General features: G+C 73.1%; 12 protein-coding genes. 7 read left to right on the top strand and 5 right to left on the bottom strand.

Features of this window, described 5'->3' with window-relative positions; translation table 11 throughout:
• Positions 1 to 15: 15 nt before the first annotated feature.
• From hutI to hutU, 4 genes are read right to left on the bottom strand one after another with little or no spacing between them, the layout of a single operon-like run.
• On the bottom strand, positions 16 to 1,227 hold the full coding sequence (hutI, locus tag ACWD35_RS36630; protein ID WP_451355687.1) for an imidazolonepropionase: 1,212 nt from the start codon (positions 1,225 to 1,227) through the stop codon (positions 16 to 18).
• 53 nt (positions 1,228 to 1,280) lie between these two features.
• The gene (locus ACWD35_RS36625; RefSeq protein WP_451355686.1) at positions 1,281 to 2,618 is read right to left on the bottom strand and encodes a formimidoylglutamate deiminase; all 1,338 of its coding nucleotides are present in this window, start codon (positions 2,616 to 2,618) and stop codon (positions 1,281 to 1,283) included.
• On the bottom strand, positions 2,615 to 3,832 hold the full coding sequence (locus ACWD35_RS36620) for an allantoate amidohydrolase (RefSeq protein WP_451355685.1): 1,218 nt from the start codon (positions 3,830 to 3,832) through the stop codon (positions 2,615 to 2,617). Before ACWD35_RS36620 ends, ACWD35_RS36625 begins: the two co-directional genes overlap by 4 nt.
• Positions 3,829 to 5,493, bottom strand: a complete 1,665-nt coding sequence (gene hutU / locus ACWD35_RS36615) for a urocanate hydratase (RefSeq protein WP_451355684.1) — start codon at positions 5,491 to 5,493, stop codon at positions 3,829 to 3,831. The genes ACWD35_RS36620 and hutU overlap by 4 nt, the downstream gene beginning before the upstream one ends.
• A 157-nt stretch (positions 5,494 to 5,650) precedes the next feature.
• Between hutU and ACWD35_RS36610 the strand changes: the two genes are divergently transcribed.
• The 5 genes from ACWD35_RS36610 (at position 5,651) to ACWD35_RS36590 (ending at position 9,337) form a co-directional block, all read left to right on the top strand.
• Positions 5,651 to 7,042: a diaminopimelate decarboxylase gene (locus ACWD35_RS36610; protein ID WP_451355683.1), complete on the top strand. Its 1,392-nt coding sequence runs from the start codon at positions 5,651 to 5,653 to the stop codon at positions 7,040 to 7,042.
• 179 nt (positions 7,043 to 7,221) lie between these two features.
• Positions 7,222 to 7,611 (top strand): hypothetical protein, encoded by a 390-nt coding sequence (locus ACWD35_RS36605; protein ID WP_451355682.1) that lies wholly within the window; start codon positions 7,222 to 7,224, stop codon positions 7,609 to 7,611.
• On the top strand, positions 7,608 to 8,429 hold the full coding sequence (locus tag ACWD35_RS36600; protein ID WP_451355681.1) for a transcriptional regulator: 822 nt from the start codon (positions 7,608 to 7,610) through the stop codon (positions 8,427 to 8,429). Before ACWD35_RS36605 ends, ACWD35_RS36600 begins: the two co-directional genes overlap by 4 nt.
• Positions 8,430 to 8,460: 31 nt before the next feature.
• Positions 8,461 to 8,952, top strand: coding sequence for a roadblock/LC7 domain-containing protein (locus tag ACWD35_RS36595; protein ID WP_451355680.1), 492 nt, complete (start codon positions 8,461 to 8,463; stop codon positions 8,950 to 8,952).
• Between the two features lie 10 nt (positions 8,953 to 8,962).
• Positions 8,963 to 9,337: a hypothetical protein gene (locus tag ACWD35_RS36590; protein ID WP_451355679.1), complete on the top strand. Its 375-nt coding sequence runs from the start codon at positions 8,963 to 8,965 to the stop codon at positions 9,335 to 9,337.
• 100 nt (positions 9,338 to 9,437) lie between these two features.
• Here the strand turns inward: ACWD35_RS36590 and ACWD35_RS36585 are convergent, their stop codons facing one another.
• A complete protein-coding gene (locus tag ACWD35_RS36585; protein WP_451355678.1) occupies positions 9,438 to 10,280 on the bottom strand; it encodes a MurR/RpiR family transcriptional regulator in 843 nt (280 codons plus the stop codon).
• A 244-nt stretch (positions 10,281 to 10,524) separates the two neighbouring features.
• On the opposite strand from ACWD35_RS36585, the gene ACWD35_RS36580 reads away from it, so the two are divergent.
• Both ACWD35_RS36580 and ACWD35_RS36575 read left to right on the top strand, forming a co-directional pair.
• Complete coding sequence (locus ACWD35_RS36580) at positions 10,525 to 11,190, top strand: carbonic anhydrase (RefSeq protein ID WP_451355677.1); 666 nt, start codon at positions 10,525 to 10,527, stop codon at positions 11,188 to 11,190.
• A 66-nt stretch (positions 11,191 to 11,256) separates the two neighbouring features.
• Positions 11,257 to 11,957, top strand: a 701-nt coding sequence (locus ACWD35_RS36575; protein ID WP_451355676.1) for a SulP family inorganic anion transporter, incomplete at its 3' end; no start/stop codon positions are given.

Here is an 11,957-nt window from a genome sequence, read left to right as displayed (position 1 = left end):
CGGGGCTGACCTCGCTCAGACGATCCGCACGCCCCGGCGCCACACCCCGCTCACCAGCGGGACCCCCGGGCGGTAGGCCAGGTGGACGTGGCTGGGGGCGTCCAGGAGGGTCAGGTCTGCCTGGGCGCCGGGGGTGAGGTGGCCGATGTCGGTGCGGCGGAGAGCTGCGGCGCCGCCCGCCGTGGCGGACCAGACCGCCTCGTCGGGGGTCATCCGCATGTCACGGACCGCGAGGGCGATGCAGAAGGGGACCGAGGAGGTGAAGGACGAGCCCGGGTTGCAGTCCGTGGACAGGGCGACCGTGACGCCCGCGTCCAGGAGGCGGCGGGCGTCGGGCCACTGCGCGCGCGTGGAGAACTCCGCGCCGGGGAGGAGGGTGGCGACCGTCCGGCTGTTCGCCAGGGCGTCGACGTCCTCGTCCGTCAGGTGGGTGCAGTGGTCGGCGCTCGCCGCGTCCAGTTCCACGGCCAGCTGGACGCCGGGGCCGTACGAGAGCTGGTTGGCGTGGACGCGCGGGTGCAGGCCCTTCGCCTTGCCCGCGGTGAGGATCGCGCGGGCCTGGTCGCCGTCGAAGGCGCCCTTCTCGCAGAAGACGTCGACCCAACGGGCGTGCGGCGCGCACGCGTCCAGCATCTCGCCGGTGACCAGGGCCACGTACGCGGCCGGGTCGTCGGCGTAGTCGGGGGACACGATGTGGGCGCCGAGGTACGTCACCTCCTCGGTGTGCTTCGCCGCGATGCGCAGGGCACGGGACTCGTCCTCCACCGTCAAGCCGTAGCCCGACTTCGTCTCGAACGTCGTCGTGCCCTGGCGGAGCGCCTCGTACAGGTAACGGGTGAGGTTCGCCTCCAGTTCCTCGTCCGTCGCGGCGCGGGTGGCCGCGACAGTGGTGCGGATGCCGCCCGCCGTGTAGGAGCGGCCGGACATGCGGGCGTTGAACTCCTGCGTGCGGTCACCGGCGAAGACCAGGTGGGAGTGGGAGTCCACGAAGCCCGGCAGCACCGCCCGGCCGCCCGCGTCGACCCGGTTGTCAGTGGCGGGTGCTTTGCTGGATTCACCGGTCCACGCGATGCGGTCGCCGTCGATGACGACGGCCGCGTCCTGGATCAGACCGAGGGGGGATCCTCCCCCACTCTCGAATTTGCTCGAGCGGGGGGACCCCCATCCGAGGGAGGGGTCGTTGGTGACCAGCGTGGCGATGTTGGTGATGACGGTGCTGCTGCTCATGGTGTCCTCAGGGGTGACGAAGGGGTTCGGCCGGTTCAGCACATTCGGCAGGTTCAGCCGCGGAGGGCTTCGACTGCTGCGGACAGCGCCTGAGGGACGTCCGGTACGAGCGTGTGCGCCCCGTCGCGTACGACCTGCCGGCCGCCCACGACCGTGTGCCGTACGTCCGCCGCGGAGGCGGCGAATACAGCCGTCTCGGCGCCGAGCCGCGGTACCGGCCCTGCCGTCCTGACCGAGTCGAGGGCGATCGTCGTGAAGTCGGCGAGCGCTCCTGCCTCCAGCGTGCCCGCGTTCTCCCAGCCCAGGGCCGCGTGACCGTCCACCGACGCCGCGCGCAGCAGCGCCGCCGCCGTCCAGTGGCCCCGGGTGCGGGTGCGCAGCCGCTCGTTCAGCTCCATCGCGCGCGCCTCTTCGAGCAGGTCGATGACGGCGTGGCTGTCGGAGCCGAGGGAGAGCGGGGAGCCCGCCCGCTGGAGGGCGACGGCCGGGCCGATGCCGTCCGCCAGGTCGCGTTCGGTGGTCGGGCACATGCAGGTGCCGGTGCCGGAGCCGCCGAGCAGCGCGATGTCCTCGTCGGTGAGGTGGGTGTTGTGCACACCGGTGGTGCGCGGCCCGAGGACGCCGTGGTCGGCGAGCAGCCGGGTGGGGGTGCGGCCGTGGGCCGCCAGACAGGCGTCGTTCTCCGCCGTCTGCTCTGACAGGTGCACATGCAGCGGGGCCCGCCGCTCCTCGGCCCAGCGGGCCACGGTCGCCAACTGGTCCGCCGGCACGGCCCGTACGGAGTGAATCGCCGCCCCGATCCGCGCGTGATCCCGCTCCTTGAGAACTGCACAGCGTTCGGCCCAGGCCTCCGCGTTGCCGTCGGAGAAGCGCAGCTGGTGGGCGTTGGGCGCCTCCCCGAAGCCGGAGGAGAGGTAGGCGGTGTCCAGGAGGGTGATGCGGATACCGGCGTCGGCGGCAGCCGCGATCAGCGCCTCGCCCATCGCGTTGGGGTCGGCGTAGGGGGTGCCGCCGGGGGCGTGGTGCACGTAGTGGAACTCGCCGACGCAGGTGATGCCGGCCAGCGCCATCTCGGCGTACACGGCGCGGGCGAGCGCGTGGTACGTGTCCGGGGTCAGCCGGTCGGCGACGGAGTACATGACCTCGCGCCACGTCCAGAAGGTCCCGGAGCCGACCTGGACGGTGCCGCGCAGCGCCCGGTGGAAGGCGTGGCTGTGCGCGTTCGCCAGGCCGGGCAGGGTGAGCCCGCGCAGCACCTCGGCACCGGGCGGCGGGGTGGGCACGTCGGTACGGACGGCGGTGATGCGGCCGTCCGCCACCTCCATCAGGACACCCGGCTCCACGTTCGTGCCGAGCCAGGCGTGCTCCAGCCAGTAGGTTCCCTCGGTCACGTGCAGGCCAGCCCTTCCAGTACGTCGGCGAGCGCGCGCACCCCGGCCACGCAGTCGTCCTCGGCCGCGAACTCGGCCGGGGAGTGCGAGACACCGGTGGGGTTGCGCACGAACAGCATGGCGGTCGGAATGCTGCCGGAGAGGATTCCGGCGTCGTGTCCGGCACCGGTCCCGAGGACGGGCACCGTCAGGTCGCTGTCCCGGCCCAGGATGCGGCCGAGTTCGTCCCGCAGGGCGTGGTCGAACTCCACGACCGGCGTGAAGGACTCGCGGACCACGTCGAGGTCGATGCCGTGGGCGTCCGCGTACTCCCGGGCCGCCTTCTCGATGCCCCCGACGACGCTGTCGAGGGTCTCCTGGTCGGCGGCGCGGGAGTCGAGCCAGCCGCGCACCAGGGAGGGGATGGCGTTGACGCCGTTCGGCTCGACGGAGATCTTGCCGAAGGTGGCGACGGCACCGGCGAGTGCGGCCTCGCGACGGGCGGCGAGCACGGTCTCGGCGTACGACAGCATCGGGTCGCGGCGGTCGACCAGCCGGGTGGTGCCGGCGTGGTTGGCCTCGCCGCGGAAGTCGAACCGCCAGCGGCCGTGCGGCCAGATGGCGCTGGCGACGCCCACCCGGTCGCCGGACAGGTCCAGCGCGCGGCCCTGTTCGACGTGCAGCTCCACGAAGGCGCCGATGCGGGCGAGCCGCTCCGGGTCGGGTCCGATGGCGTCGGCGTCGTACCCGGCGGCCTCCATGGCCTTCGGCAGGCTGACCCCGTCCCCGTCGGTGAGCCGGTGGGCCTGCTCGACGGTCAGCTGCCCGGCGGTGAGCCGGGAGCCGACACAGGCGAGCCCGAACCGGGCGCCTTCCTCGTCACCGAAGTTGACGATGGCCAGGGGCTTGCCGAACTGCGCTCCCCTCCCGCGCAGTTCGTCGAGCGCGGCGAAGGAGGAGACGACCCCGAGGGGCCCGTCGAAGGCCCCTCCATCCGGCACCGAGTCCAGATGCGAGCCGGTGACGACGGCGTCCCCGGCGGCCGGGTCTCCGAGCCAGGCCCACTGGTTCCCGTTCCGGTCGACCTCGTACGCCAGCCCGCGCGCCTCGGCCTGCTCCTTGAACCAGGTCCGGCACTCGGCGTCGGCACCGGTCCAGGCGTAGCGCCGGTAGCCGCCGGAGGCGGAGCTGCGGCCGATCGGCAGCAGCTCCGCCCACATGCTGTGGAAGGTCACGCCTGGTCACCCTCGCGCATAGGCACCCGCACCCCGCGCTCCTGGGCGACGGACTCCGCGATGTCGTAGCCCGCGTCCACGTGCCGGATGACACCCATGCCCGGGTCGTTGGTGAGGACACGCCGGATCTTCTCGCCGGCCAGCTTCGTGCCGTCGGCCACCGACACCTGGCCCGCGTGGATGGAGCGGCCCATGCCGACGCCGCCGCCGTGGTGGATGGAGACCCAGGACGCGCCGGAGGCCACGTTGACCATGGCGTTCAGCAGCGGCCAGTCGGCGATGGCGTCGGAGCCGTCGAGCATGGCCTCGGTCTCGCGGTAGGGGGAGGCGACGGAGCCGCAGTCGAGGTGGTCGCGGCCGATGGCCAGCGGGGCCGCCAGCTCACCGGAGGCCACCATGTCGTTGAAGCGCTCGCCGGCCTTGTCGCGCTCGCCGTAGCCGAGCCAGCAGATGCGTGCGGGCAGGCCCTGGAAGTGGACGCGCTCGCCGGCCATCTTGATCCAGCGGTGCAGGGACTCGTTCTCCGGGAAGAGCTCCAGGATCGCCTTGTCGGTCTTGGCGATGTCCGAGGCCTCGCCGGACAGGGCGGCCCAGCGGAAGGGGCCCTTGCCCTCGCAGAAGAGGGGGCGGATGTAGGCGGGGACGAAGCCGGGGAAGGCGAAGGCGCGGTCGTAACCGGCCAGCTGGGCCTCGCCGCGGATGGAGTTGCCGTAGTCGAAGACCTCGGCGCCGGCGTCCATGAAGCCGACCATGGCCTCGACGTGCTTCGCCATCGACTCGCGGGCACGCGTGGTGAAGCCCGCCGGATCCTTGGCGGCGGCGTCGGCCATGTCCTCGAAGGCGACGCCGACCGGCAGGTACGACAGCGGGTCGTGCGCGGAGGTCTGGTCGGTGACGATGTCGATGGGCGCGTTCATCGCGAGGAGCTGCGGGACCAGCTCGGCCGCGTTGCCGAGGACGCCGATGGAGAGCGGCTTGCGCTGGTCGCGGGCCTCGGTGGCCAGCTGGAGCGCGTGGTCGAGGTTGTCGGCCTTGACGTCCAGGTACCGGTGCTCGATGCGGCGCTCGATGGCGCGCGGGTCGCAGTCGATGCAGATGGCGACGCCGTCGTTCATCGTCACGGCGAGCGGCTGGGCGCCGCCCATGCCGCCGAGGCCGGCGGTGAGGGTGATGGTCCCGGCGAGGGTGCCGTTGAACTTCTTCGCGGCGACGGCGGCGAAGGTCTCGTAGGTGCCCTGGAGGATGCCCTGGGTGCCGATGTAGATCCAGGAGCCGGCGGTCATCTGGCCGTACATGGTCAGGCCGAGGGCCTCCAGACGGCGGAACTCCTCCCAGTTGGCCCAGTCGCCGACCAGGTTGGAGTTGGCGATGAGGACACGCGGGGCCCACTCGTGGGTCTGCATCACGCCGACCGGGCGGCCGGACTGGACCAGCATGGTCTCGTCCTGCTTGAGCGTCCTCAGCGTGCGGACCATGGCGTCGAAGGAACGCCAGTCACGGGCGGCCTTGCCGGTACCGCCGTAGACGACGAGCTTGTCGGGGTGCTCGGCGACCTCGGGGTCCAGGTTGTTCTGGAGCATCCGCAGTGCGGCTTCCTGCTGCCATCCCAGGGCGCTCAGTTCCGTGCCGCGCGGTGCTCGTACGGGGCGGGGTCCCGACATCGTCTGCCTCCTCCTGTTGCTACGTCTATTCATATCCTGGCTGCCTGAATAGAACTAGTCAATACATCGGGCCGGGCACGTTCGCGCGTCGCAGGTGTTTGGCTGGAAGCACCAAGGAGCCGGCGGCACAGGGAACCCGACAGAACGGGGGACGACCGTGGAGCACGACACCGTGGAGTACGACAGCGACAGCGCGGCCCGGGAGCGCGCGGCCCGGCGGGACGAGGCGGTGCGCGCGGCGGTGCAGCAGGGGCTGCTGGGGCCGGACGCGCCCGTGGTGGGGCTGCTGGACGTCACCGGCATCCGGCGGTCGGCGGCGGCCCTGCGGGCGGCGTTCGACGCGGTCGTGGCGCCGGGCACACCGGTGCTGCACGCCTTCGCGGTGAAGGCGACCCCACTGGTGCCGGTGCTGCGGCTGCTGCACGCGGAGGGCATCGGCGCGGAGGTGGCCAGCCCCGGCGAGCTGGCGCTGGCCCGCGCGGCCGGGGTGGAGCCGGCCCGGACGGTGCTCGACTCGCCCGCGAAGACCCCGGCGGAGCTGCGCGAGGCGCTGGCGCTGGGCATCGCCGTCAACGCCGACAACCCGCAGGAACTGGACCGGCTGGACGCCCTGGTGCGGCACGCGGCGCCGCCCCGCTCGCCCCTCGGCATCCGGGTCAACCCGCAGGTCGGCGGCGGGACCATCGGGGCGACCTCGACCGCGACGGAGACCTCCAAGTTCGGGGTGGCGCTGCGCGACGAGGGGGCCCGGGAGTGGGTCGTACGGGCATGCCTGGAGCGGCCGTGGCTGTCCCGGCTGCACACGCACACCGGCTCCCAGGGCATCCCGCTGTCGCTGATGGCGCGGGGCGTGGCGGAGACGTACGCCCTCGCGGAGGAGATCAACGCGCGCGCCGGGCGGCGGCAGATCGACACGCTCGACATCGGCGGCGGGCTGCCGGTCAACTTCGCCTCGGAGGCGACGACCCCGACGTACGCCGAGTACGCGCGCGTGCTGGCCGGGGAGGTGCCGGGGCTGTTCGACGGGCGGTACGGGCTGGTGACCGAGTTCGGCCGCTCGCTGCTGGCCGAGCACGGCACGGTGGTGGCGCGGGTGGAGTACGCCAAGAGCGCCGGCGGGCGGCGGATCGCGGTGACGCACGCGGGGGTGCAGGTGGCGACACGGACGGTGTACGCGCCGGGGAGCTGGCCGCTCAGGATCGCCGGGTACGACGGGAAGGGGCGGCCGAAGGAGGGGCCGCTCGTCGTGCAGGACGTGGCCGGTCCCGCGTGCTTCTCGGGTGACCTGCTGGCTCAGGCGCGGGCGCTGCCGCTGCTGGAGCAGGGGGATCACGTGGCGGCGCTGGACACCGGGGCGTACTACTTCGCGCACCACTACGGCTACAACTCCCTCGCCCGGCCGGGGATTTACGGCTTCGCGCCGGACGGAGCGGGAGGCGTGACCTTCGCGACCGTGCGGGAGCCGCAGAGCGTGGCCGAGGTGGTGGCGGAGTCCGGAGGGGCGCACGCGTCCGCGCTGACCACCTTGCGGGCACCCGGGAGCCGTTGACGCACCCCGGCTTCACCTCGAACAAATGAAGCAACTACCGCAAGACAGCCGTCAGTTGACCCACACTAGTACGCCGGACGCATGTTCCACTGGAAAATGCCAAAGCCCCCACCGCCCACGCACACGTTGCGTAGTGTCGGCGTCACTCAACCGGAGTCACAGGCGGGAGGGATGCCAGGGTGCCCGGAATCGACGAGTGCCTACTGGAAGCGATGCGGCTGCCCGGCGCCCGGGGAGCCGCGCTGGTGGACTGGACGAGCGGACTGGCTCTGGGCACCGTGGGGGACGCCCCCGGCGGTGACCACGAGGCCACCGCCGCCGAGGCCGCCGAGCTGGCCCGGCTGGCCGCCGAACACGGCGCCTTCGCGCCCGGGGAGGGCGAGGACGGGCGCCCGCCCGTCGAGGACGTCATCGTCAGCAACCACGACAGCTATCACCTGCTGCGGTTCCTGGACACGTCCTTCGACAGCAGCGTCTTCCTGCACCTGTGGCTCAGCCGCGAGGAGGGCAATCTCGCCCTCGCCCGGATCCGGCTCGGCGAGATGGCCGCCCGGCTGGTGCTCGGATGACGACGGTCGGAACGGCTCCGCCGCTGGCGATACGGGACAAGGCCGGGGCACGGGACCGAACGGCGGGCGCGCTGTCGCCGATGCTCCGGCGGCTCGCCGAGGAGCAGGCCACCGGCGTCCTCGTCCGCGAGCACGGCACCCTGTACCTCGCCGAGGGCCGGGTGGTGCACGCCGAGAGCCCCCATGCCCCCGGTCTCGGCGTGCTCCTCACGGCCCACGGCACCCTCGCCACGGCCGCCTGGCAACGGGCGGCCGGGCAGGCCGGTGGACCGGCCGACACGGCCCGGCTGCTGCTGGCCGCCGGGTTGCTGTCCGAGGGCGCCCTGGAGCTGTGCCACCTGGACGCGCTGTACGACGCCGGGTACTTCGCCCTGTCGCCGAGCAGCACCCCGGGCCGCTTCAGCTACGACAGCACGCCCCGCCTCGGCCCGCTGCCCTCGATCCCGGTCATCTCACTGGAACGCGAGACGCTGCGCCGCCGTCTGCTGCTGCACCGCCTCTGGCCGGACCCGGCGACCGACGGCACCCCGCTGATCCGCGCCGACCCGGTCGCCGCGGGGCCGGTCACCCTCCGCCGACGGGCGGTCCTGGACCGGGTGGACGGCGTCCGCACGGCCCCGGAGATCGCCCGCGACCTGGGCAGGCAGGCGTTTCACACGCTGGTGGACGTGCGACGGCTCGCGGCGGCCGGACTCGTCCGGCCGGTGCCGACGGCCCCCGCCCCGCCGCCGCCCCACCCCGCTTCCCCGCTCATGGTCACCGACCACCCCGACATCGCGCTGCTGAAGAGGCTCAGGGATGCGCTGGAGGCGCTTTGAACGACACCGCCCCGCCGAGAGGAGAGAGCTGATGGTGTCCGAACAGGACCTCGGCGTCGTCCAGGACGAGCTGCGCCGGCTGCGGACCGGCGTGCCGCAGCTCACCGGCGCCCTGGCGGCCGGCGTCGACGGTCTCGTCGTCGCCCACGACACCCCCGGCGTCGACCCGGAGGGCTTGGCGGCGCTCACCGCAGCCGCGCTCGGCGTGGCCGTACGGATGGCGGACGACACCGGGAACGGCGGCTTCCGGGAGCTGCTGGTGCGCGGCGAGCACGGCTATGTCGCCACCTACGCGGCCGGCCGCACCGCCGTACTGACGCTGCTCGCCCAGGACCGGGCCAACGTCGGCCGACTGCACCTGGAGGGCCGCCGGGCCGGCGCCCGCATCGGTGAGGTGCTCGACACCGCCGAGGCCGCCGCCCAGGCCGCACGCCCGGCCACCACGACCACACCCGCACGTACTCGCAGCACACGCGCGTCACGCAGCACGGCCGCCGAAGCGCGCACCGCAACCGACAGTTGAGAGGATCACCATGGCCAACACCGAGACCTCGCTCAAAGAGGCGCTGACCTCCATCGAGGGCGCCACCGGCGTCGCGCTCGTCGACTACACCAGCGGCATGGCGCTGGGCACGATGGGCGGCAGCAAGAGCTTCGACCTGAACGTGGCCGCCGCCGGCAACACGGATGTGATCCGCGCCAAGATGCGGACGATGGAACACCTGGGCCTCAAGGGCGAGATCGAGGACATCCTGATCACGCTGTCGGATCAGTACCACCTGATCCGCCTGCTCAAGGGCCGCGGCGGCAACGGCCTGTTCCTCTATCTGGTCCTGGACGTGAGCCGGGCCAACCTGGCGATGGCCCGGCACCAGCTGCGGAAGATCGAAGCGGATCTGGAGGTCTAGTAACACGAGCACAGCGGTACGGCGGCGGGCCCCGCCCGGGGCGGCGTCGCCGGCCGCGATGCCCGTACCGCGCAGTCCCCTCAGGGCAGTCGGCAGGCCGTCAGTCCACGAAGAGGCCGCGTGCCGCCGCGTTCGCGTCGAACTCCTCCAGGCGGGCCTGCGCGTCCGGCAGGTCGTCGCAGATCGCCTCCAGCAGTACCCGGCCGAGCAGCATCGGCGCGCACGCGGTGTCGAAGGCGAGGCCGGTGCCCACGGCGGCGGGCAGCAGCAGGTCGGAGTACTTGGCGACCGGTGCGAACGCGGAGTCGGCGACGGTGACGACGGTCAGCCCGGATTCCCTGGCGTAGGCGAGGGCGTCCACGACCTCGCGCGGATGCCGGGGCAGGGCGAAGCACAGCAGCGCGGAGGCGCCCGCGCGGACGGCCGCGTCGATGCGGTCCTGGATCATCGTGCCGCCCTCGTCGAGCAGCCGGACGTCCGGATGGACCTTCGCGGCGAAGTACGCGAAGCCGTACGCCTGCGAGGCGGCGGCGCGCAGCCCGAGGACGGCCAGCGGGCGGGAGGCGGCCAGCACGCGGCCGGCCTCCTGCACCGGGCGCGGGTCGGCGAGCAGCTCGGCGAGGTGCTTCAGGTTCTCGATCTCGGCCTCGACGGCCTGCTGGTACTCGTTGTGCGCGCCCGGCTCGGCGGCCGGTTCGGCAGGCACGACCTCGCGCAGGTGCTTGCGCAGCGCGGGATAGCCGTCGAAGCCGAGGGCGACCGCGAACCGGGTCACCGAGGGCTGGCTGACCCCGGCCAGCTCGGCCAGCTCCACGCTGGACAGGAACGGCACGTCGGCGGCCCGGCGCACCATGCTGTGCGCGATGCGCCGCTGGGTCGGCGTGAGCCGGTGCCCCTCGAAGAGCGCCTGCAACCGGTTCGCAGGGCTGTCGTTCGCGCTCATGACGCGCTCCCCCTCGCCTATTCAGTAGCTGAGGATTCTGCATGAGCATATGCAGACCGGCAAGCGGTCGCAGCACCTGATCATTACTTGATCGTGCCGGATCGTTCCGGCCTCAAGGTGCGGTATCGCGGCGGCGATGATCCGACGACGAATCAGCCAAGTGTCGTTAAACGGGCACTGAGAGTGACATGACGTGTGCCTACGGTGAGGGTGCTCTTCCCGGCACGACTCCTGAGGAAGCGTCATGGCCTCCAACCGCAGGGCCTTTCTGACGGCCACCGCGGTCGGCGCTCTGAGCGCCGCCCCGGCGGTGGCCGCGCCCGCCCCCCGTCCCCGCCCGGCGCACACCGCGCGCGCCGCCCTGGACGAACTCCTCGCCGGAAACCGGCGCTACGCCTCCGGCCGGCCCCGGCACCCGCACGACAGCCCCGCGCGGCGGCATCTGCTGGCCGAGGGCCAGCACCCGTTCGCGGTGATCCTCGGCTGTATCGACTCCCGGGTGCCGCCGGAGCTGGTCTTCGACCAGGGGCTCGGCGACCTGCTGTGCATAAGGACGGCCGGCCAGGTGCTGGACGAGGCCGTGCTCGGCTCCGTCCAGTACGGCGTGGCAGAGCTGGGCGTCCCGCTCGTCCTGGTCCTCGGGCACGAGCGCTGCGGGGCCGTGGCCGCCACGCTGGAGCATCTGCGCACGGGGGCGCCGGTGCCGGGCCATCTGGAGCTGCTGGTGGACGAGATCGCCCCGGCCGCCCGCCGCACGCGTGCCCTGCGGGGTGACTGGGCCGAGCACACGATGCGGGCGCATGCGGGGTGGGTGCGGGACGTGATTCGGGCCGACCCCGCGTTCGGCTCCGCCAGGGTTGAAGCCGCTCGGTTCGATCTCGATACCGGGCAGGTCGGCGTGTTGCCCTGAGCCCCGTTCGAACCGCACCCGGCGCTGTCGGCTGTGCCCACCCTCCCCCCTCCTCGAAACGCAGCCATGAAACACACCCTCACCCGCACCCTCTCCGTCCTCCCCTCCCCCTCCGATCTCCGCTCCATGGCCCGTGCCCCGCGTCGTGATCTGCTCTGTGGGCTGACCGTTGCCGTGGTTGCCCTTCCCCTTGCTCTCGGGTTCGGGGTCACCTCCGGGCTCGGTGCCGCCGCCGGACTGACCACGGCGGTCGTCGCGGGAGCGCTGGCCGCCCTGTGCGGTGGCAGTGCCCGGCAGGTCAGTGGGCCGACCGGGGCCATGACCGTCGTCCTCGTCCCGATCGTGCACCGGTACGGCGCCACAGGTGTGCTCACCGTCGGCCTGATGGCGGGCGTCCTGCTGGTCGGGCTCGCGTTCGCGCGGGCGGGGGCGGCGATGGCGTACGTCCCCGCGCCCGTGATCGCCGGGTTCACGATCGGCATCGCCTCCGTGATCGCCCTCCAGCAGGTGCCCGGCGCGCTCGGTGTGCCGACCCCGCACGGTGACCAGGTCGCCGTGGTGGCCGTACGCGCGGCCGAGGAGTTCGGGCGCGGGCCGCACTGGCCGGCCCCGCTGCTCGCGGCCGGTGCCGCGGTGATCGTGCTCGGCGGGGCCCGCTGGCGGCCGGCCGTGCCGTTCTCCCTCGCGGCAGTCGTCGCCGCGACCGCGGTCGCGGCCCGCGCGGCGCCGCCGTGGGCCGGGTGGGCCACGCCCCCTCGGGCATGCCC

Source organism: Streptomyces sp. NPDC002671, assembly GCF_053592475.1.
The sequence above is the reverse complement of the archived record's forward strand: the minus strand, read 5'-3'. Positions and strand labels throughout refer to the sequence as shown.